We start from the raw sequence: 20,441 nt of genomic DNA, 5'->3' as shown, positions 1-20,441 counted from the left end.
CGGTTCAGGGCCGGGCGTAGGAGGTGGGCCCGCCCATCACCCAGAGGCTGGTCTGCTCGATCGTGCCGCCGGGGTGGGGCGCCATGATGACCTGATCGTCGCCCAGGTAGATCGCCACGTGGTAGATGTCGGCGGGCTTGCCGGTGTGCGACCAGAAGACCAGGTCGCCGGGGCGCAGCTGGTGGTAGGTCACGGGGGTGGACTCGGCGTACTGGTCGGCCGCGAAGTGGGTCAGCCGGCGGCCGCTCTGCTGCCAGGCGAGCTTGGTCAGGCCCGAGCAGTCGTAGCCGCCCGGGCCCTCGCCGCCCCAGACGTACGGCAGACCCAGGCGGGCCCGCGCATAGGCGACGGCCGCCTGGCCGCCCGACTCGGACGAGGGCGCGGGCGGCGGTGCGGCCTGCTGGGGCTGGTCCGGTGCGTCCTCGGACTGCTGCGCGGCCTCCTCGGCGGCGGCCTTGTCCGCCACGGCCTTGTCGGCAGCCGCCTTGTCAGCAGCCGCCTTGTCAGCGGCGGCCTTCTCCGCCGCTGCCTTCTCCTCCGCGGCCTTCTCGGCTGCCGCCTTCTCGGCGGCGAGCGCTGCCGCCTTGGCTGCCGCCTCGGCCTGCTGCGCGGCGATCGCCTCCAGGGCGGCCTGCCGGCGCCGCTCCAGCTCCACGGTGGTGTTGCGGGCGGCGGCCAGTTCGCCGAGCAGGCGTTCCCGGCGCTCGCCCAGTTCGGTGACGGTCTGCTGGTGGGCCGTCAGCTGGGCCTGGGCCTCGGCCTTGGCCCGGGCGACCGCGCCGGCTGCCCGCTCGGCCGCAGCGGCGTCGGCCTGGGCGGCGCGCTGGGCGTCGGCGGCGGCCCGGGCGGTGCTGGTGGCCTCGTCCAGGATCTGCCGGGTGGTGCGGCCGGCGGCGCCCACCGCGGCGGACTGTTCGGCGGCGGCGCGGGGGCCGCGCACGGTGAACAGGTCGTTGAAGGCGGAGAGCTCGGGGGTGGCGCCGGTGCGGTAGGTGGCGGCGGCCAGCGCGGCGGCCCGCTCGGCGGCATCGACGCGGGCCGACTCGGCGGTGGCGGCGCGAACGGCGGCAGCGGCCGATGCGGCGCGGGCCCGGGTGAGCCTGGCCTGGGCGCCGTTGTAGGCCTCGACGGCCTGTTCGGCGCGCTGTCCGGCCTGCTCGAGTTCGGTGCGGGCGTCGGCCAGCCGGGCCTCGATGGCGCTCGCGGCGGCGGCCCGCCGGGCGGCGTCGGCCCGGGCCCGGTCGATGTCGCCGGTGCTGGGGTACGCCTGGCCGTTCGGCTGCGGCGGGTCGTCGGTCGGCACGGCGGCCAGGACGGGCAGGGCGGGCAGAGCCGCCGGGGCGGCCCGGAAGGGGGCCGGCGACGACAGGGCAGCCGGGCGGGCGGTGGCCGGCGGGGCCAGTACCGTCCCGCTGACCAGCAGGACCAGGGCGAGCAGCGGCACCATGCGGCAGCGCCGGGCGCGGATCCGGGCGAGCATCCGGCTGCGGTTCCGCGTGCGGATCATCCGTTCAGTGATCAATGAACCATCCCATCACGTGACTATCCGGTCACTCGACGCAATATTCTCAAATCCGACAGATCATCAGCACCATGACCCCTGCGGGCATCCGGGTGAGATCCCGGATGCAGTCGGCCCCCACTCGGGGTCAGGGCCCGCGCCGGCGCGCGCTCCGCGCACGGTAGGAGCGGACCCGGCCGGCCTGCACGATGCGGCGCCGCTGGTCGGCGGCGCGCTCGGTGGGCGCCGCGGCCGGGCGGTTGGCACGGTTCGGGTCGAGGTGCGCGGTGGCCCGGGCCGCCACCCGCTCGGCCATCCGGTGGGTCACCGCGTGGTGCGCGGGCACCTTGTCGGGGGCGCCCGCGATCAGGTCGAAGAGCCACATCCGGGCCCGGTCCACCCGGGCGTGCAGCAGCCGGTCCCGCCGCACCGCGCGGGCCCGCCGGCGCGGCCGGTCGCCGTACCGCCAGCGCGCCCAGGGGCTGGACGGCCGGGCCAGCCGGACCGCCCCGATCCAGGACAGGCCGGGCACCATGATGCCGAGCAGCCCCGTCCACGCCTTGCCCTTGAGCAGCGCGACGATCGACATCAGCGCGTTGAACGAGATGATCCCCACCACGCCCCAGCGCCCCGACCCCTCGGCGCCGCCCGCCCCGGGCACCACCCCGAGCGGCACGAAGCCGATCAGCAGCAGGCCGGTGACCAGGATGCCCAGGATCACCGCGTCCACCGACTTGCGGCCCTCCTCCTTCCAGTAGACGTCCTCCAGGTGCAGGATCAGCGCGAACTCGTCCAGCACCAGGCCGCAGCCGATGCCGAAGAGCAGCCCGAACCAGTCGATCCACGGGCGGCCGCCGTTGGTGGCGAACACCCCGGTCCCGGCCACCAGCAGCGCGCCCACCCCGAACACCATGTGGTGGATGTGCAGCCCGCCCGGCGTGATGTTCCCGGGCCACCAGCGCACCTTGGCCCGGATCATCCGCACGCTGAACCTGATGAAGACGAACGAGCTGATGAACCCGGCCAGCAGCAGGAAGAGCGGCTGCTTGTGCGCGGCCACGATGTGCGTGCGGTATGCCTCCACCAGGCCGGCCAACTGCATCGGTGCTACGTCCTCGGGCTCGCGGTCATCGGCGTGCTGCCCCCTTCAACGGGCGATCAGAAGCCGCGGGTACGCTTCGCGGCCCGGCGCGGCCCGGTCAGGTACGGCACCAGGCGGCCCGCCACCTCGATCCCGCCGCTCGGCCCCGGCACCTTCATGAAGAGCCGGGCCACCTCGCCGCCGAGGTTCACCCCGACCGCCAGCGCCATGGCCAGCGCGGCCGCCTTGCTTATCGACACCAGGCCGGACGAGGACTGCCCCTGCGCGAACGCGAGCATCCCCAGGTACAGCGCGGATCCGGGCATCAGCGGGCCGAGCGCGGCGGTGACGTAGGGCAGCGCCGAGGCGTACCGGTAACGGGCCATCAGCTGCCCGAACAGGCCGACCACGCCGGCCGCGATCCCGGTCGCCACGATCGGCGAGACCCCGCCGTTGTAGACCAGCACACCGTAGACCGTCCAGCCGATGCCGCCGTTGAGCGTGACCAGCGCCAGGGTACGGCGGCTCGCCTGGAGCAGCATCGCGAAGAACAGCGTCAGCAGCATCGCGGCGACCAGTTGCACCGGCGGGTTGTAGTTGCCGACCAGCGACTCGCTCGGCCTCAGCTGGGCATCGAAGCTGACTCCGGCATAGAGGATCAGCATCACGCCGATGACGATGCCCGCCACCAGGTAGACCACTTCCAGCAGGCGGGCGGCGGCGGTGATGTAGAAGCCGGTCAGGCCGTCCTGCACGGCGGCGACCAGCGCGCGCCCGGGCAGCAGCGCGAACAGGCCACCGGTGACCACCACCGAACCGCGCAGCCCTGAGCTGTTCAGCGACAGGATGATGCCGAACGTGGCAGCCGGCATCGCGGCCAGCACGAACTGGTAGAACTCCGGCAGCCCGCGGCCGGCCACCAGCGAGGCCAGCCGGTCGCCGATGATCGCGGCGGCCACCGCGTTCACGAAGACCAGCCACGCCTTCGCGTCCACGCGGCCACCGACCAGGAACGTCGCGGCGCCAGCGAGCAGACCGGCGGTGAGCGACAGCACCCACGCCGGGTACGGGTGCCGGTTGCGGCGGATCGCCGCGAGCCGGCGGTACGCGTCGTTGACCGTGACGTTGCCGCCGGTGATGTCGGCGACCAGTCGGTACACCGCCGCGAGCCGGGTGTAGTCGGAGGTGCGGCGGCGCACCACCCGGGCCGAGGTGACCGGTGCCTCCACCAGCGAGGGCTGGTAGGAGATCGAGATCAGGGTGAAGGTGACCTGCGGCTCGCAGCGGTCCAGCCCGTAGGCGTGGGTGACACCGAGCATGGCGGCCTCCACGTCCTCCGCCGCCTCGCCGCTGGCGAGCAGCAGCTCGCCGATGCGCAGCGTCAGGTCGAAGACCCGGGGCACGTTGCGGGCGACGGACTCCGACTTGGCCAGGTGCGGCGCCCGCTCGGAGGCCGGGCGCTCGGACATCGGGGTACGCAGCAGGGTGCGCATCCGGTCCGGCCAGGGCTCGGTGCCGCGCGGGCCCTGCTGCAGGATCGGGATCGCGCCGCTGGGCGGGTTGTAGCCGACGGCCCGCCAGACCTCCGGGGAGAGGGTGTCCTCGGAGCCGCCGCCGAACGCCTCGAAGGCGGCGAACTCGTCGGAGTCCACGAGCTCGGGCCGCTGCTCGACGGCGTCCTCGGGAGTCTCCTCGGTGATCCCCTCAGGAGTCTCCTCGGTGATCTCCTCGGGAGTCTCCTCGGCCACGGACGGCAGCGGCTGCTCACCGGTGCGCTGACCCGGCGTCAGCAGCCCCTCGGTCTCCTGCGGCAGCGGGGCCAGCGGGATCAGCTGCACCTGGTCGGCCGGTGGTGCGGGGTTGGCGAGCAGGTTCTCGGTGGGCGGCGCCTGGGACGGCGGAACCGGCTCACCACCCTTGTGGGCACTGCCGCCCCGCTGCTCACTCCCACCCCGACGGCCCCGCTTAGGCACTGCTGCTGCTCCTGACTGCTGGTGATCTCCGGCTCCACCTTGCCCGACGCCAAGTCATGACGCATATGGACAAGTCGGCCGCTCCCGGCTACCGCGCGTACCGGACCGGCCATCCCGACGATACGACTTCCGGGTGGTCGAACGCGATGCCGCATCCCTACCGGTGGGGAGAATCACCGCAGCTCAGACGCCTTGGCGTCTCAGAGCCCGTAAAGCTGCACCGCCTCCTCGTGCCGGGCGGTGTCGACGCCGGCCGCCTTGGCCAGGTCGAGCCAGCTGAGCCGGTGCGGCCAGTCGACGGTCAGCGCCTCCAGCAGCGCGTCGGCCTCGACCGCCGAGGCGGTGGGCGGCACGCCGATCGCCGCGTAGATGCCGGGCAGCGTGACCTCCCCGGCGACCGGGTCGATGATCAGGTACTGCTCGCCGCTGTAGGCCCAGATCCCGAAGCCGCGCTCCCGAAGCCCGTGCCGCAGCGCCTCCCAGCCGGCCTCGCCAGGCCAGGCCCCGTCCACGAACCAGGTGGTGTAGCCGGCCGGGTCGAGCAGGGTCAGCAGCTCGAAGGTGGGCCGCCAGCGCTCCTTCTCCTGCTCCGGGGCGTCCTCGGCCGGGGCCGGCTCCAGCAGCTCGGGGCGGAACACCACCACGTCGCCGTGGTTGAGCGCGATGTCCTCGCCGAGCACCGGCAGGATCCGCGCGGTGGCCGGGCCGGTGCGCACGGCCGGCAGATCGGTCTGCGCGCCGTTGCCCCGCCGGGCCCGGACGATGACGTACTGCCACTCCTCGTCCACCGGACCGTCCGGCTGGTCGAACTCGATGCCGAGCAGGCGCCCGGTCCACCGGACCACCGGCCAGTCGCGGTTGGCGGTCGCCGCGGTGATCAGCTGCCACAGGTCGGCCGGCTGCACGGTGCGGTGCGGCTGGTCGAGCGGGGTCTCCTCGGGGGACTGCGAGTGCTCTATCAGGTCCTGGTAGAACTGCTGGGCCGCGGCGTGGTCGCCCAGCTCGGTTGCGGCGGCAGCGGCCATCCGGCGCGGGTTGAGCCGGTCCGGGTGCGCGCGCAGCAACGCCCGGCACTGCTCCAGCACCTCCGGCCAGCGGCTCTCGGCCATCGCCCAGCGGGCCCGCAGCCAGTGCCCCTGGGGCGAGTCGGCGGCGGCGACCCGGTCGGCCAGCCGCCGGATCCCGTCGCCGTCCCGGGCCTCGATCAGCACCGAGCCGAGCATGCCCACCAAGTCCTGGTGGTCCGGGTCCTGGTCCAGTCGGGCCCAGAGCAGCCCGGCGGAGGCCTGCTCATGGCCGAGGGAGGCGAGCAGTCCGGCCAGGCTCAGCAGCAGGTCGGTCGCGGCGGGCGGCGGCAACGCGTCGTCAGCCGCCGCCCAGGCCGCGGCCAGCAGCTCCAGGTCGGCCTCCGGGTCGGCCGGCGCGGCCTCTCCCCCAGCATTCGGCCGGGAGGTGCCCCCATCGCGCCCGGCGAGGTGGGCCAGCAGCTCGGCGGCCGGCACCGGCAGCTCGGCCACCGGCAGGGCCAGCGCCGCCGCCCGCAGCTCGGCCAGCCGGTCGGCCACCGGGCCGGTGCGGCGCAGCAGCGCCAGCTTGCGCTCCCCGGTGGCGGCCAGCGCCAGCGCCACCTCGCGGGCGCCGCGCCGCACGGCGATTCGGCCCGCCGTCAGGGCCAGGTCCAGGCAGGGGCGGTGGGAGCCGGCGGCGTCCAGGTAGGAGACCCAGCGGGCCAGCCGGGCGCCCAGCAGGGCGTCGTTGGGGTACCGGTCGGCGGCGGTCAGCAGGTCGACGGCCTCGGCCCAGCGGTGCCGGACGTCGGCGAACTCGTCCGCCTCGGCGGCGTCGGGCAGCTCGGCCAGGGCCTCGTCGAGCCGGCCCTGGTGGGCGAGCAGCCGGGCCCGGATCACGCCGCACTTGCGCCGGTCGTCGTCGTCCAGGCTGTGCCCGGCCTTGGTGTACGCCTGCTCGGCGGCGGCCAGCGAGTCCAGCGCCTCCTGGTGCCGGCCGAGCCGGTGGAGGGCGGAGGCGCGGGCGTGGCCGAAGGAGAGCGAGACCGTCTCGCCGGCTGCCTGGATCCGGGCCTGGGCGCGGTCCAGGTGGGCCAGGGCGGCATCGGCCCGGCCGTCGTCCTCCAGGGTGTCGGCGTACTCCCGGGAGAGGCAGTCGAAGCAGGCTCGGGCCGGCTCGACCCGCTCCAGCGCCTCCTCCAGCACCGCCAGCCGCTCCGGCACGTACCCGGGGCCGTCGATGTTGGCGTGGCAGATGGTGAAGTCCTGCACCGCGCAGACCGACTGCGGGCAGCCGGCGGTCTCCTCGCGGTGGGCGAACTCCAGCAGCGAGACCGCCTCGGCCATCGCCCGCTCACCCTGGTGGCGCTTGTTCAGCAGGTTCTGCAGCCGCCAGTGCCGAAGGAAGACCTCGACCCAGGGCAGGTTGAGCGCGCGGGCCGAGGCCAGCGCCTCGGGATACATCGCGTCGAGCTGGTCGTTGCGGCCGTCGACGGCATGGCCGGCGATCTCCACCAACGCCGTGGCCAGCCGGTGCTGGCCGCCCTCGACCAGCCGGGTGTGGGTCTCGTAGACCCAGTCCCAGATGTCAGTGCTCATGCGCCCACCTCTCCCCCAGCCTTCGGCCGGGTGGTACCCCCATGCTCGGCGGGGGCATTCGCCCACGCGCACCTCTCAATGATGGCCGCTCCCCCAGCCTCCGGCCGGGGGTGCCCGCACCGCTCGCTCATCGCTCGTCCTCCCCGCCGTCGTCCTGCGGGAACAGTGTGCCCACGTCCACTGACATTCCGTCAGCCGGGGCGGTCAGCGCGGCCACGGCGGTGCCGATGCCGGCCAGCGCGGCGGTCAGGTCGTCGCCGGCCCGGGCGTCCGAGGCGGCCGCCGCCATGATCACCTTGACCGAGCGGAGCAGTCCGGCGGCGGTGGCGGCCCCGGTGTGGCCGGCCCGGTAGGCGCGCAGCAGGTCGCGCACGGCGGGGGCGTCGGTGTTGAGGTAGAGCCGGGCCCGCACGCTGCCGTCGGTGCGGGCGGTGAACGCCCGGGCCAGGCGTAGCGCGGCGGACGGGATCCGGGCGTCGGCCTGGTCGTCCTCGATCCGGGCCTTCAGCTCGGCCTCCCGGTCCGGGACCAGCACCAGCGGCAGGCCCGGCGGGTCGAACCTGGCCGGCACCAGTTGCTCGCCCTCGTCGGCGAGCGCGGCGGCCAGCCAGCCGGCCTCCTCGGGCGGCAGCGGGGTCTGCGGGTCGCGGAACAGCTCCCGGTTGCCGCTCTCGCTGCCGAGCTCGACGATCCGGCAGTCGCGCAGCTGCGCGTAGCGGCGCAGGAACGGCAGCACGGCGTAGCGGTCGCCGCGCGCGATCGGCACCCGCATGGCGCGGTAGAGCATCTCCTCGAAGCCGCCGCCGGAGCCCAGCGCGACGTGCACCGCGCCGCCGCCGGCCGCGCGCAGCGCACCCGCCGTCAGGTCGCCCTGCGAGGTGGGCACCGGCACGTCGTCGGCGAGCAGGGTGAAGAGCCGGTCGTCGCAGAGCGCGGCGCCGAGCAGTTCCTGGCCGTGCCGGGCCAGGATGCGGCGCCAGGCGGCCGGGTGCAGGCGCGCGGTCTCGTAGAGGCCGTTGACGATGGCGTCGGCGAGGGTCTGCTGGAGGGCCCGGTAGTGCTCGTCGCGCTGCAGGTCCTCGCGGCTGGCGGTGGGGGTGAGCCGGTTGGACTCGACGACGCCGCCGATGAACCCGGCCCAGCTGGGCAGCAGGTCGCGGGCGTCCTCGGCGAGCAGCATGCCGCGCAGGTAGACGGCCAGGTCGCGGTTGTCGCTGCTGCCGTAGGTGCCGCCGTCCTGCACCCAGAGCAGGCCGGCGGCGTCGGTCTGCTCGGTCGGCTCGACCGGAAAAGCCGTCAGCGGTTCGAAGCGGCGGCCGAAGGCGGTGGCGAAGGCCATCCGGGCGGCGTGCTGCTCGCCGGCGGGCAGGTCCTCGCGCCAGGGCACCGGGACCGCGTTGACCGGGTGCTCGTCGTCACCGACGTGCACCGGGACGCCGAGCAGCACGCAGTAGCGGGCCAGCACGTCGCGCAGCACCTCCTCGTCGGCGAGGTGGGCGTGCTCGGGCTTCAGGGCCAGCTCGACCACGGTGCCAGGCCGCGGGCGGGGCGCCACCGGGTCGACGCTGTACTGCTCGCCGCCGCGGCTGCGGTAGCGGTGGCCGAGTTCGGGGGCGCGGTGCGAGGTGGTGGTGACGGTGACCTCGTCGGCCACCGAGAAGGCGGAGAGGAAGCCCAGGCCGAAGGCGCCGATCAGGTCCTCGTTGCCGGTGAGGTCGCGCAGCAGCCGGGTGTAGCCGGTGCCGACGGTCGCCAGGTAGGCGTGGATCTCCGGTTCGGTGAGGCCGGCGCCGGTGTCCTCGATGGCGACGGTGCGCCGGACCGGGTCGCCGCTGACCCGGATCACGGCCCGGTGGGCGCCCGCCGGGTCCTCCAGGCGGCGCCGGGTGTGCGAGTCGTGGGCGTTCTGGACGAGTTCGCGCAGGGCGACCAGCGGCGTGGAGTAGAGGTGGGTGGCGAGGACGCTCACCAGTCCGCCGAGATCGACCTCGGTGGTGCGCAGGTTCTCGTGACCTTCTTCAGACATGAGGCCCCAGTCTGCCAGTCTGACAATCGCCGGACCACCGGGTTTGCCCTCGCCGGGCCTAAACCTGACGCAGTGGGATTTCTGGGTGTTATGACCCTTTTGAGGGAATCGGTCCTCGATTCCTGGCTCCAAAGGTCGACGGCGAGGGAGGCTTTCTGTGCGACGCCACAACCAGCGGCGCACCCGGGGCGGCCACCCCGCAGGCGCCAACTCGCAGCAGTACCAGCACTCCTAGGGAGACCATCGTGTCCCGTACCCGGACTCTCGCCGCCGTCACCGCGCTCGGCGCCTTCCTGCTGATCGGTGCCGGCAGCGCCCAGGCCGCCGACAATGGCGCCGTCGCCGGCAACGGTTCCAACAGCAGCATCGTCAGCAACTGGGGCTCCGGCAACATCGTCGGCAGCGTGGCCGGCAACAGCAACAGCGGGCTGCAGGTGGCCACCGGCTCCGGCGGCAGCAACCAGACCAACACCACGCTGGCGGCCGGCAACGGAGGCAACGTCGGTGCGCAGCAGGACAATGTGAACCAGGTGCACAACGGCTGATCCGCGCAGGGGTGGGCCCTGACCAAGGGCTCACCCCGTCAGGCCGCTCCCGGCAGCCCCAGCACGATGCCGGCCAACTGCGCCAGCCCCGGCGCCGGTTGGCCGGTCCGCCGCCAAGCCGGGTGCCGCACCCCGTCGTTGACCAGGGCGAACATGGCGTGCACCCGGATCCGGGCCTCGGCCTTGTCGTACTCCGGGCGCACCTGCCGCAGCAGGTCGACCCAGAGCCGCAGGAAGTCCCGGCGGAAGTCCACCGCCCGGGTGCGGTCCGGCTCGGCCAGCCGCTCGGTCTCGCTGACCATCGCGCCGAGGTAGTGGTGGTGCCGGCGGGCGAAGTCGACATAGGCGGCGAGGCCGTTCACCAGCATGGCAGCCGGCTCGCCCGGCCCGGCCAGGGTGCCCGCCACCTCGTGCCAGAGCCGCTCCCGGCAGCGAACCAGGGCGGCGGCCAGCAGGTCGACCTTAGTTGGAAAGTGCTTGTAGAGGCTGGGCCCGGCGATGCCGACCGCCGCACCGATCCGGTCGGTGCTGACGTTGTCGAAGCCGCGCTCATCGAAGAGCCGCACGGCGGCGGCCAGCAGCTCCTCGCGGCGCCCGACCGGCTCCTCCTCATCAACTCGCCTCTTGCTCATCGCATCTGACGTTGTGTCGACTTCTGCTTCAAGCACACCGCGCAGCAGCCCCGAGAGCAGCTGCTCGAACCGCCGGCGCGGCGGGGCAAAGGTGTGGTACGACAGGCTGCCGCCCACCGAGAGCGCCGACCAGAGCAGCAACTCAGCCTCGCCTGTAGCGAGTTCCGGGCGGGCCGTGCGCAGCTGCCCCGCTCCGGAGCGAACCGTGGCGCACAACTGGCGGCGCAGCTCCGAGCGTTGGGCGGCCGGCAGCAGCCGGGCGTCCCGCTGGCAGAGCGTGCCCAGCGCCCGCTGGTCCAGGGCGACGGCGGCCAGCGCCTCGGCGAGCGCCACCGGTCCGCGCTCCGGCCGTGCCCCGGCCGCGGTGACCGCCCGGTCCAGTTCGTCCAGGCCGCCGCGGACCGCCTGGCGCAGCAGCTCCGGCTTGCCCCGGTAGTGCCGGTAGAGCGCGGGGGCGGTGATGCCGACGGCGGCCGCCACCTCGGCCATCGCCACCTGGTGGTAGCCGCGCCGATGGAACTGCTCCGCGGCCGCCAGCAGGATCTGGGTGCGGCGCCCGCGCGGCCGGCGTGCCACCGCCGCCTCCCGGTCCATCCGCGCTCGCCTCCTCCGCCCTGCGGGCCTGTGGCTAGCAATGATTCACAAAAAGTCGACCCAGGTCCACTGCCACGGGCCCCGGGGGCGGGTGGAAACGGTCACCCAAGGCACGCGCCCACCCTGGACAGCAAAGCTACCGGGGATTAACTTAGGCCCCGTTCAACCCGGCATCCGGGAGCGCGGCCGCAGCCCCGACCGGCCCCGCCGGGCAGGCCCCTGTGCGAAGGGAGCGCCGTCGTGCGCCGCACTGTGTACAACGAGGACCACGAGGCGTTCCGGGCGACGATCCGGGACTTCATCTCCAAGGAGGTCGTCCCGGTCTACGAGACCTGGGAGAAGGACGGCCACCCGCCGCGCAGCTTCTACAACAAGCTCGCCGAGCTGGGCGTGTTCGGCATCGAGGTGCCGGAGGAGTACGGCGGCGCGGGCGAGACGGGCTTCAAGTACCAGGCCGTGCTCATGGAGGAGACCGCCCGGGCCGGCGTCAGCTTCGGCTCGTCGGGCGTGCACACCGGCCTGGTGCTGCCGTACCTGCTGGAGTACGCCAACGAGGAGCAGAAGCAGCGCTGGCTGCCCGGCTTCATCTCCGGCGAGATCATGACCGCGATCGCCATGACCGAGCCCGGCACCGGCTCCGACCTGGCCGGCATCACCACCACCGCCAAGCTCTCCGAGGACGGCACCCACTACGTCCTCAACGGCGCCAAGACCTTCATCACCGGCGGCGTGCTGGCCGACCTGGTCCTGGTGGTCGCCCGGACCAGCCCGTACGACCCGGCCAACCGCCGCGCCGGCCTCTCCATCCTCTGCGTGGACACCAAGTCCGAGGGCTACACCGTCGGCCGCAAGCTGGAGAAGATCGGCCTGCGCACCTCGGACACCGCCGAACTCGCCTTCGCGGACGTCAAGGTGCCGGTCGCCGACCTGCTCGGCGAGGAGGGCAAGGCGTTCAGCTACCTGACCCACAACCTGGTGCAGGAGCGCCTGGCGATCGCGGTCAGCGGCTACGCGGTGGCCGCCGCAGCGGTCAACTTCGCACTGCAGTACGTCAAGGACCGCAAGGTCTTCGGCCAGGCGGTGGCCGAGTTCCAGAACACCAAGTTCGTGCTGGCCGAGTGCAAGACCCAGGTCACCGCGATGCAGGCGTTCGTGGACCAGGCCCTGGAGCTGTACCAGAAGGGCGAGTTGACGGTGGCCGACGCCGCCGAGGCGAAGCTCTTCACCACCGAGGCCGCCTCCGTGGTGGTCGACAAGTGCCTCCAGCTGCACGGCGGTTACGGCTACATCCTGGAGTACCCGATCGCGCGCCTGTACGCCGACAACCGGGTGTTCCGGATCTACGGCGGCACCAGCGAGGTCATGAAGACCATCATCGCCAAGTCGCTGGGGCTGTAAGGCCCTGCGGCAGCGGTCCGAGGCCCGGGCGGCCAATGCCCTGGCTTCGGACCGTCCAGCCCCGCCGCGCTCGCCACCGGCGGCGCGGGCGAGCTGCCGGAGCCGTCCGGAGGAGCCGCGCGGAAGAGCCGCGCGGCCGTGCGGCGAGGCGGCTGACCGGCCGGCGCGCCCCGCCGAGGACCAGCCGGGGACTAGTTGGACGCGGCCGCGCTGCGCCAGGCGTCCAGTCCGGCCTGAGAGGCGGCCTTGGCCTGCGTCAGCGCCCGGGAGGCCCGTTCGGCGGGGGCGGTCTCCAACTGCCGGAGCCAGCTCCGCCCCGCCGCCGCGAGAGCCGAGAAAATCATGATCGTGCCCACCGTGGCGGCGGCCGCGCCCACCGCGCCGAGCACCATGCCGGCGCCGATCAGCTGCCGGTTGGGCTGGATTCCCATGGAGATCTTCTGGGTGTTCGTCATGTGACCCACCATCGGACCGGCGCCGCGCTCTCGCACCCCGGACGGGTCCGACCGGGGTGCCTACCCGGGCGCGGCGCAGACCCGGAGTGTGGTGTAGACCACGACGCGCCCGAAACCCGCCGCAGCCTACTCCGTCACCGCCTCTTTGACCGCCGTTTCCCGAGCGGTGTATACGTTCCGGCTCCGGGTTAGGCATACTTGCAGGGTCGGGCGGCCCGCCCGGCTCTGCAACGGCGAGTAAACCGAAGGGACCGGTGGTCAGGGATGTTCCGCAACGGTCTGGAGCCCTGGCACCTCCTGGTGGTGCTGGTCGTCATCATCCTGCTGTTCGGCTCGAAGAAGCTGCCGGAGATGGCGCGCGGGCTTGGCAAGTCGATGCGCATTCTGAAGGCCGAGACCAAGGCGATGCGCGAGGACGGCGCGGACTCCGACGGCACCGCCAAGTCCACGGCCGGCGACCGCCCGGCCGTGGAGCGGGTCAACGTCACCAAGGCCGAGGACGCCGTGGCCAGGGACAACATCACCTGAGACCCCGGTCCAGGCACCCTCTCGGTCTCTCGCGAGCCCCTGACCCGTCGCAGCCCGATGGACCGTCAGGGGCTTCGTCATGCCCAAGTCGCGCCTGACCCGCATGCCCGACCTTCACGGCTGACCCGCATGCCTGACCCGCATGCCTGACCCGCTTGCCGACTCGAGTGGCCGTCCGTTTTATCCCGGTATCTCCTGATCTGGTGGCCAGTCATCCCCCCAGCCAACCGCCTCCCGAGGGCCCCGAGCCCGCTGAGCCCGGGCCCGACGACAGCGGCGCCGGCAGCAGCGACGCCGCTGGCGACGCCGCCGAGCTCGCCGCGCTGCGCGGTCGGCTCACCGCCCTGGAACGGCACAAGCGCGGCTTCCGGTTCCGCCCGCTGAGCCTGCTCTCCGCCGTCCTGATCATCCTGGCCGCGCTGCTGGCCCCGTTGTCGGTGGTCGCCACCTGGGCCCACTCGCAGATCACCGACACCAACCGCTATGTGGCCACGGTGGGTCCGCTGGCCAGCCATCCGGACGTGCAGGCCGCCGTCACCGACCGGGTGACCAGCGGGATCGTCGGCGCGCTGCCGATCGACAAGCTGCTCTCCCTGGTGCCCAGCGCCGACCAGCCGCTGATCAAGCAGCTGCTGAACGCCGCCGGCGGGGCGGTGACCAACTCGATCAGCTCCCTGGTGCACGACCAGGTGGCCAAGCTGGTGCAGAGCGAGCAGTTCGCCACGCTGTGGGTCAACATCAACCGGACGGCCCATGGCTCCCTGGACCGCGTGCTGACCGGCCAGGGCGGCGGCGCGGTGCAGATCCAGGGCAACACCGTGACCCTCGACCTGGCGCCCGTGATCGACCAGGTGAAGACCCAGCTGGTGGCCAACGGCCTGAGCGTCGCCAAGCAGATCCCGACCGTGCACACCGACTACGTGCTGCTCGAGTCGGACAGCATCCCCCAGATCCGGACGCTGCTGCGGCTGCTCGAGGTGGCCGGGACCTGGGTGCCGGTGGCCGCGGTGCTGCTGGCCGTCGGCGGCGTGCTGGCCGCCGCCCGGCGCCGGCGGGCCGCCGTCACGGTGGCGCTCGCCATGGCGGGCGCCACCGCGCTGCTGGGCATCGGGATGGACGCGTTCCGGCCGATCTACCTGGACCGGCTGCCCGCCGATGTGAACCAGGGGGCGGCCGGTGCCGTCTACGACGCGCTGACGCACTACCTGTACGCCGGGGTGCGCCTGGTGCTGGTACTCGGCGTGCTGGTCGCGCTGGGCGCCTGGGTGAGCGGTTCCGGGCGCTGGGCGCGCACGGTGCGCACCCTCTGGCAGGCCGGGATCGGCGAGGTCCGGCGGGTCGCCGGGCGGCTCGGCATGCGGCTGGGGCCGGTCGGGCGGTTCGTTCACCGGACCAAGCTGTGGCTGGACTGGGCTGCCGTGCTGGCGGCGTTCGGCGTGCTGGTGAGCTGGGAGTATCCGACCGACCTGGTGGTGGTCTGGCTCACGGTGGGGCTGCTCGCCGTGCTGGCGGTGGTGGAGTTCCTGGACGAACCCGGGGAGCGTGTCACATCCGGCGCGGCCGCTCGGTCCCCTGGTTGACGGCGCCGCCAGTGACCGTCAGCGTGCCGCAGTCGCCGTCTGCCCGCCCCGGTCAGCCCGCCGCAGTCGCCGTCAGCCCGCCGCGGTGATCGTCACGTACAGGTAGTCGTCCAGCACCTTGGCCAGCGGCACCGAGCCGCGCCCCAGCGCGGCCGGCAGCCGCTGCTCGGTCAGCCCGGACTCGGCCAGCACCGCGCCGGCCCAGGCGCGCCCGCAGCGCAGATGGCGGGCGAACGCGGCGCCGTCCCGGGCGCCGTGCAGCCGCTTGGCGATCGCCGCGTCCCAGGGCATCACGGCGGTCGGGCGCAGGGCGTACAGCGCCTTGGCGGCAGCAGTCGGGCCCAGGGTGCGGGTCGGGCCGACCGGCAGCGCCTGCAGCTCGGCGTAGGCGTCGGCCAGCCGGTCGATCTGCTGGTCCGTCAGCTTCAGCAGGCTGACCGCCGGCAGGGCGGCGGCGTGCCGCTGCCACCACCCCGCCAGGCCGTCCGCCATCAGGTCCGGCTCCCCGGGGCGCGGGTAACGGATCCGGCAGCCCCAGGAGTTGAGCCAGCGGTGCAGCGCCGCCCGGTGCGCCGGGTCGGCCAGATCGGCGGCCGGCGCGGTCTCGGCGGCCCAGCGCTCCCAGCCCGTGTCCACCGCGCCGTAGCCGGCGAACACCTCGGCGGCCGCCCGCAGTTCGGCCAGGGTGGGCCCGACCGGCATGAGGACCGAGGCGGCCAGCTTCTTGGGTACCGCCATCCGCCAGGCCTCCTCGACGATCTCGGTGAGCTCGGCCTCGTCGAACGCCGCCAGGCGCAGGCGCAGCCAGTTGTAGCGCTCGTCGGACGGCACGGGCGGCAGGTACCGGTCCGGCTCGGCGGCCAGCAGCGCCGCCCGCTCCTCGCGCGGGAACGCGAAGCCGAGCGTCGTCTCGTCCGGCGAGAGCGCCAGGTAGACGATCCGGCCGACCCGGAACTTCACCCGGTCGCGGATCAGGTGCTCCTCGGTCCTCGGCAGCCGTAGTGCCGCCGCTCTGACCTGTTCGACCGTGGCCACCCCGTACCCCCCCGTCGTCCCACCGATGAGGGCATGGTGCCACACGTCGAGGTGGCGCCGCGTCAGTTGTCCCCGTTGTCACCCGCGTTGGCGGTGGCGCCGCCACCGGCACCGAGGGAGCCGATGATCGCGCTGAGCTGGCGCTGCCAGCCGGCGGCGGTCTGGGCGTCGATGGTGTGCTTCTTGCTCAGGTCGTGGACCTGGCGCTGCGCCGCCTTCAGGGCAAGGTCCGCCTGGGCGGGCTGCTGGGCGTTCAGCGCGGCGGTCGCGGTGTCCAGGGTCTTGATCAGCGCGGCCTGGCGGTCCTTCGGCTGCATCGGGGTGGCCGCGATGTCGGTGCGCAGTCCGGCGATGGCGGCGATCGGGGTGCCCGGGGTCTGGCGGGGTGCGCTCGGTGACGGCGGAGCGGCCGGGCCCGAGGCGCCGGTCGTCGGGGCGGTGGCCGGCTGGGTCGCCGCCGGGCTCGCGGCCTGCGAGTGCGCGGCGGCCGGCGGGTTGCTCGACGAGGAGGGGTTCACCAGGGCCAGCACGCCCAGCAGCGCCACCACCGACACGCCCGCGCCGCCGAGCACCAGCGCGATGGTGCGGCGGGACCGGGGCGCCGGTGCGGGCTCGGGTGACTGCCCCGGCAGCGCCTCCATCAGCGAGGTGGCGGCCGGGACGGCTCCGAAGCCCCCCGTACCGCCGCCGAAGCCGCCGGTGCCGTTTCCGAAGCCCGCCACGCCGCTCCCGGATCCCATCGGGAGCACCGTGGTCCGGTCGCCGTCCGACGCGGCCGTCGCCAGCAGCTCGGCGGTGCGGTCCACCGCACCGGCCACCGGCACCGCGGCCAGCAGTTCGGCCCGGGCGGCGGCCGCCGTGGCCGGCCGCTCCTCGGGCCGCTTGGCGAGCAGCCGGGTCACCACGATGTCCAGCGCCGGCGGCACCTCGGGACGGTGCAGGCTGACCGGCGCGGCCTCCTCGGTGACCTGCTTGAAGGCGATCGCCACGGGCGTGTCCGCGGTGAACGGCGGCTCGCCGGTGAGCAGTTCGGTGAGCACGCAGCCCAGCGCGTAGAGGTCCGCCCGGCCGTCCACCTCGCCGGCGGTGGCCTGCTCCGGGGAGAGGTAGGCGGCGGTGCCGAGCACGGTGGCGGTCTGGGTCAGCTGCTGGCCGGAGTCGGAGGCCCGGGCGATGCCGAAGTCCACCACCTTGACGCCGCCGTCGTCGGTGAGCATCACATTGCCGGGCTTGATGTCCCGGTGCACCAGGCCGGCCGTGTGCGCGACCTCCAGCGCCTCGCAGACCGCCGCCGCGATGCCGACCGCCCGCTCCACCGGCAGCGGCCCGGCCTCGGCCAGCACCGAGCTCAGCGAGCGGCCCCTGATCAGCTCCATCACGATGTACGGGGAGCCCTCGTCCATCCCGGAGTCGAAGACCATGGCGATCCGCGGGTGCACCAGCATCGCGGCATGCTGCGCCTCCCGCTGGAACCGCTCGGCGAACCGCGGGTCCTCGGCCAGCCCGCCGTTGAGTATCTTGACGGCGACGGGGCGGCCCAGCACCCGGTCCACCCCGTGGTACACCGTGGCCATGCCGCCGACCCCGAGGGTGCCGACCAGTTCATAGCGGCCGTTCAGCGCTCGTCCGATCACCTGGTCCAGCTCCTCGTAGTCCGTGCTGCCGGCCGTTGGACCGACCTGGGCTCCTGCGAAGAGTAGCGGCGGACTCCCTGTCGAGCGCAGTCCACCCTGTGGAACGGCGACGGGACGGGGGCGAACCCCTGATCGCCCGCGCCCTGATGCCGCATCCCCGCGTGCTGCTCCTCGATGAGCCCGCCACCGGCCTCGACCTGACGGCTCACGAGCAACTCCTCACCAGCCTCGACGAGTTGCGCCGCCTCCACCCCTCCCTCTCCAGCGTCCTGGTCACCCACCACCCTGAAAGAGCTCCCCCACCACCACCTCGCACGCCCTCCTCCTGCGCGACGGCACCTGCGTGGCCGGTGGCCCCGCGCCCGACGTGGTGACCACCGACCTGATCAGCGCCTGCTTCGACCACCCGGTCCGGATCACCCGCGAGGAGGGCCGCTGGGCGGCCCGGGCGGCGGCGCGCCCGGCGGCGTCCGGGGTGCGCTGAGGCCGCCCGCGCTTGACCTTCACCCAACGGGAACCCCCAGCGTGGAGCGCAGTTGCCCACTGCATCCACGAAGGGAACCCGTATGAACCTGCCCTGCCTGATCGTTGACATCGGCGGCGTCCTGGAGCTCACCCCGCACACCGGCTGGCCCGGGCGGTGGGAGCGGCGGCTGGGGTTGCCCGAGGGGGCGATCGAGGAGCGGATGGCCGATGTCTGGGCGGCCGGGATGGTCGGCGGGATCGACGAGCCCGGGGTGTCGGCCCAGCTCACCGCGCGGCTAGGGCTCGATGGCGAGCAGCTCACCGCGTTGCTGGACGACCTGTGGGCGGACTACCTGGGCAGCCCCAACCAGGAGATGATCGACTACTTGGCGGGCCTGCGGTCCCGCTGCCGCATCGCGGTCCTGAGCAACAGCTTCGTCGGCGCCCGGGAGCGCGAGCAGGCCGCCTACGGGTTCGCGGGCCTGGCCGAGCACCTGGTCTACTCGCACGAGATCGGCGTGCAGAAGCCCGACCCGCGCGCCTTCGCGGCCGCCCTCACCGCGCTGGACGCCACCCCTGCCGAGTGCCTCTTCATCGACGACCACGCCCCCAACATCGAGGGCGCCCGGGCGGTCGGCATGCACTCGCACCTGTTCACCGGCAACGCCGACGCGATCGCCCGGATCGAACGGCACCTGGGCGGCTGAGAGCCCGCACGCCGGCTCGGCTGAGCGGCGAAAGCCCGCGCCGTCACTCAGGCACGGCGCTGCGGAACTGCGCGAGCCGGCGCTGCACCGCCTCGGCGTTCTCGTCGAGCCAGCTCAGCAGCGCCGGCTCGTCGAGGGCTTTGAGCGGCGGCCGGGCCATGTGGCGCTCGATGTGCAGGCCGATCAACCGCACCAGCTCCGGATCCTCGAAGTAGCCGGTGTGCACCAGAGCGCCGTCCGGACGCGGCCGTTGCCGACTGGCCGCCGCCTGCGGCAGCGAGATGCCGTCCAGCGCGGCCTGGGCGAGGATCTCCCGGATGGCTGGGGCGAGTTGAGCTGCCCTGGCATTGGCGTGCGCGGTCAGCCGGAAGGCGAGCGTCTCGGGCAGCCCCGGCGGTAGGTCGTCCAGTGGCAGCGGCCACGGGGACGCGTACACCAGGCTGGTGTACGGCAGGTCGTTGCCCTGGACGGTGTGCAGCAGCAGCCGGGAGATCGCGCCCGAAATGCGCGGGCCGATCCAGCGGTTGAAGGCGGCTCGCAGCGGGCCCAGCGTGCGGGTGAGCTTCCAGAGCGACGCGTGGGGGACCATGCCGGTGTTCGATATCGGATCGGCGATCCGGACCGGGACGCGCGGTATCGGCGCCCCCATGCCTTCCGGGGTGGCCCAGGGCTCGCGGTCAGCCGCCGGATGCCAGAGCCACCGGTAGTCCGGGCGCCGTGGGGCGGCCACGCCCCGCAGCATTCCGATGGCCTCGTCGTCGGGCGCCCAGAGGCCGAGCCAGCGGTCCGCGAAGCGCTCGAACACCGTGCGCGAGGTCTGCGCCCGGTGGGTGAGTGCGTCGGCGAACAGGAGCCGGTTGGCCGGGCCGAGCAGGACCGCCGTCAGCACCAGGGCGGCGCCCCAGGCTAACCCCATCAACCCGAACGGGACCGCGACGTCGAACACTTCGAGCACCGCGCCGATGGTCAGGGCGGGTAGGCCGAGCACCGAGCCCACCATGGCAGCCAGGGCCGGAACATAGAACGACAAGCCCACCATGTTTCGCACGAAGCCGACGTCGGGCCCTTTGAGGGTGAAGTGCCGACTGCGCCAGCCGCTGGTGAGCCAGGTCGTTCTGGGCAGGAAGTGCAGGAACGGCGTCCCCACCGTGGTCACACTGCGCAGCCCCCTCAACTGCGCCCACTCCACCCAGCGTTTGGACTTCAGCGAGGACGGAGCGATCCCCAGCGGGCCTCTCAAGGATGAAGGCACCTTCTTGGTCTCGGAGAGGAGTTGCGCCGAGACCAACGCCTCCCAGATCACCGAGCCGCCATGGCTGTGGCCGACCAGGTGGTACGACCGCCCCTGCTCCTCCAACCACAGCAGCACGGCGAGCAGATCGGCGCTCCCCCGCAATCGCTCCGACTGCGCATTGGCGCCTGTCCAATGGAAGAGCCCGGTCTCCTCGTCCGGCAGCACCGCCCCCGGGGGCAGCACCTCGGTCAGGGCCTCCCAAGTGGTGCTGCCCCGCTGCCACCAGCGCGGCCCCTCATCGCGCCTGTCCTTGTCGCCCGCAAAGGTCCCGTGGACCAGGATCACCAGCTCATCCGACTGTGCGTCAATCACATCCAATACCTTGGCGCAGACCGCCGAATCCCCACCACCCTTTCGCCTTCTCGCTGTTCACTACTTCTGACGCCC

Annotated in this window: 15 protein-coding genes and 1 pseudogene; 6 read left to right on the top strand and 10 right to left on the bottom strand. The window is 73.4% G+C overall.

Features of this window, described 5'->3' with window-relative positions; translation table 11 throughout:
• Positions 1–4 precede the first annotated feature (4 nt).
• The 5 genes from P3T35_RS01835 to P3T35_RS01815 form a co-directional block, all read right to left on the bottom strand.
• Entirely contained in the window at positions 5–1,507 is a 1,503-nt protein-coding gene (locus P3T35_RS01835; RefSeq protein WP_101381056.1) for a C40 family peptidase, read from the bottom strand.
• Between the two features lie 142 nt (positions 1,508–1,649).
• Complete coding sequence (locus P3T35_RS01830; RefSeq protein ID WP_101381055.1) at positions 1,650–2,603, bottom strand: hypothetical protein; 954 nt, start codon at positions 2,601–2,603, stop codon at positions 1,650–1,652.
• A gap of 56 nt (positions 2,604–2,659) precedes the next feature.
• Positions 2,660–4,555: a threonine/serine exporter family protein gene (locus P3T35_RS01825; protein WP_280703972.1), complete on the bottom strand. Its 1,896-nt coding sequence runs from the start codon at positions 4,553–4,555 to the stop codon at positions 2,660–2,662.
• A 200-nt stretch (positions 4,556–4,755) separates the two neighbouring features.
• Positions 4,756–7,161: a hypothetical protein gene (locus P3T35_RS01820; RefSeq protein ID WP_101381054.1), complete on the bottom strand. Its 2,406-nt coding sequence runs from the start codon at positions 7,159–7,161 to the stop codon at positions 4,756–4,758.
• Between the two features lie 127 nt (positions 7,162–7,288).
• Positions 7,289–9,187: an ATP-binding protein gene (locus tag P3T35_RS01815; RefSeq protein WP_101381053.1), complete on the bottom strand. Its 1,899-nt coding sequence runs from the start codon at positions 9,185–9,187 to the stop codon at positions 7,289–7,291.
• 245 nt (positions 9,188–9,432) lie between these two features.
• Between P3T35_RS01815 and P3T35_RS01810 the strand changes: the two genes are divergently transcribed.
• The gene (locus P3T35_RS01810; RefSeq protein ID WP_101381052.1) at positions 9,433–9,732 is read left to right on the top strand and encodes a hypothetical protein; all 300 of its coding nucleotides are present in this window, start codon (positions 9,433–9,435) and stop codon (positions 9,730–9,732) included.
• A 38-nt stretch (positions 9,733–9,770) separates the two neighbouring features.
• Here the strand turns inward: P3T35_RS01810 and P3T35_RS01805 are convergent, their stop codons facing one another.
• Positions 9,771–10,958 carry a TetR/AcrR family transcriptional regulator gene (locus P3T35_RS01805; protein ID WP_101381051.1) on the bottom strand — a complete coding sequence of 396 codons (1,188 nt, stop codon included), beginning with the start codon at positions 10,956–10,958 and terminating at the stop codon, positions 9,771–9,773.
• A gap of 240 nt (positions 10,959–11,198) precedes the next feature.
• Here P3T35_RS01805 and P3T35_RS01800 point away from each other — a divergent pair, with 240 nt between their 5' ends.
• Positions 11,199–12,356 carry an acyl-CoA dehydrogenase family protein gene (locus P3T35_RS01800; protein WP_101381050.1) on the top strand — a complete coding sequence of 386 codons (1,158 nt, stop codon included), beginning with the start codon at positions 11,199–11,201 and terminating at the stop codon, positions 12,354–12,356.
• Between the two features lie 191 nt (positions 12,357–12,547).
• Here the strand turns inward: P3T35_RS01800 and P3T35_RS01795 are convergent, their stop codons facing one another.
• Entirely contained in the window at positions 12,548–12,811 is a 264-nt protein-coding gene (locus tag P3T35_RS01795; protein ID WP_101381049.1) for a hypothetical protein, read from the bottom strand.
• Positions 12,812–13,075: 264 nt separating this feature from the next.
• On the opposite strand from P3T35_RS01795, the gene tatA reads away from it, so the two are divergent.
• On the top strand, positions 13,076–13,339 hold the full coding sequence (gene tatA, locus P3T35_RS01790; RefSeq protein WP_101381048.1) for a Sec-independent protein translocase subunit TatA: 264 nt from the start codon (positions 13,076–13,078) through the stop codon (positions 13,337–13,339).
• A 203-nt stretch (positions 13,340–13,542) separates the two neighbouring features.
• Complete coding sequence (locus tag P3T35_RS01785) at positions 13,543–14,919, top strand: hypothetical protein (protein WP_280703971.1); 1,377 nt, start codon at positions 13,543–13,545, stop codon at positions 14,917–14,919.
• A gap of 72 nt (positions 14,920–14,991) precedes the next feature.
• On the opposite strand, the gene P3T35_RS01780 is transcribed toward P3T35_RS01785, so the two are convergent.
• Both P3T35_RS01780 and P3T35_RS01775 read right to left on the bottom strand, forming a co-directional pair.
• A complete protein-coding gene (locus P3T35_RS01780; protein ID WP_101381047.1) occupies positions 14,992–15,954 on the bottom strand; it encodes an MmcQ/YjbR family DNA-binding protein in 963 nt (320 codons plus the stop codon).
• A 62-nt stretch (positions 15,955–16,016) separates the two neighbouring features.
• On the bottom strand, positions 16,017–17,588 hold the full coding sequence (locus P3T35_RS01775) for a protein kinase (protein WP_101381046.1): 1,572 nt from the start codon (positions 17,586–17,588) through the stop codon (positions 16,017–16,019).
• A gap of 128 nt (positions 17,589–17,716) precedes the next feature.
• Here P3T35_RS01775 and P3T35_RS01770 point away from each other — a divergent pair.
• Positions 17,717–18,072 (top strand): annotated as a pseudogene (locus tag P3T35_RS01770) (ABC transporter ATP-binding protein); the annotation flags it as partial.
• 82 nt (positions 18,073–18,154) lie between these two features.
• On the top strand, positions 18,155–18,760 hold the full coding sequence (locus tag P3T35_RS01765; protein ID WP_101381045.1) for an HAD-IA family hydrolase: 606 nt from the start codon (positions 18,155–18,157) through the stop codon (positions 18,758–18,760).
• 43 nt (positions 18,761–18,803) lie between these two features.
• On the opposite strand, the gene P3T35_RS01760 is transcribed toward P3T35_RS01765, so the two are convergent.
• Complete coding sequence (locus P3T35_RS01760; protein ID WP_101381044.1) at positions 18,804–20,366, bottom strand: hypothetical protein; 1,563 nt, start codon at positions 20,364–20,366, stop codon at positions 18,804–18,806.
• Positions 20,367–20,441 lie beyond the last annotated feature (75 nt).

The sequence above is a fragment of the Kitasatospora sp. GP30 genome (assembly GCF_029892145.1).
In the GTDB taxonomy this organism is placed as follows: domain Bacteria; phylum Actinomycetota; class Actinomycetes; order Streptomycetales; family Streptomycetaceae; genus Kitasatospora; species Kitasatospora acidiphila.
This window is presented reverse-complemented; position numbering and strand designations above follow the sequence as displayed.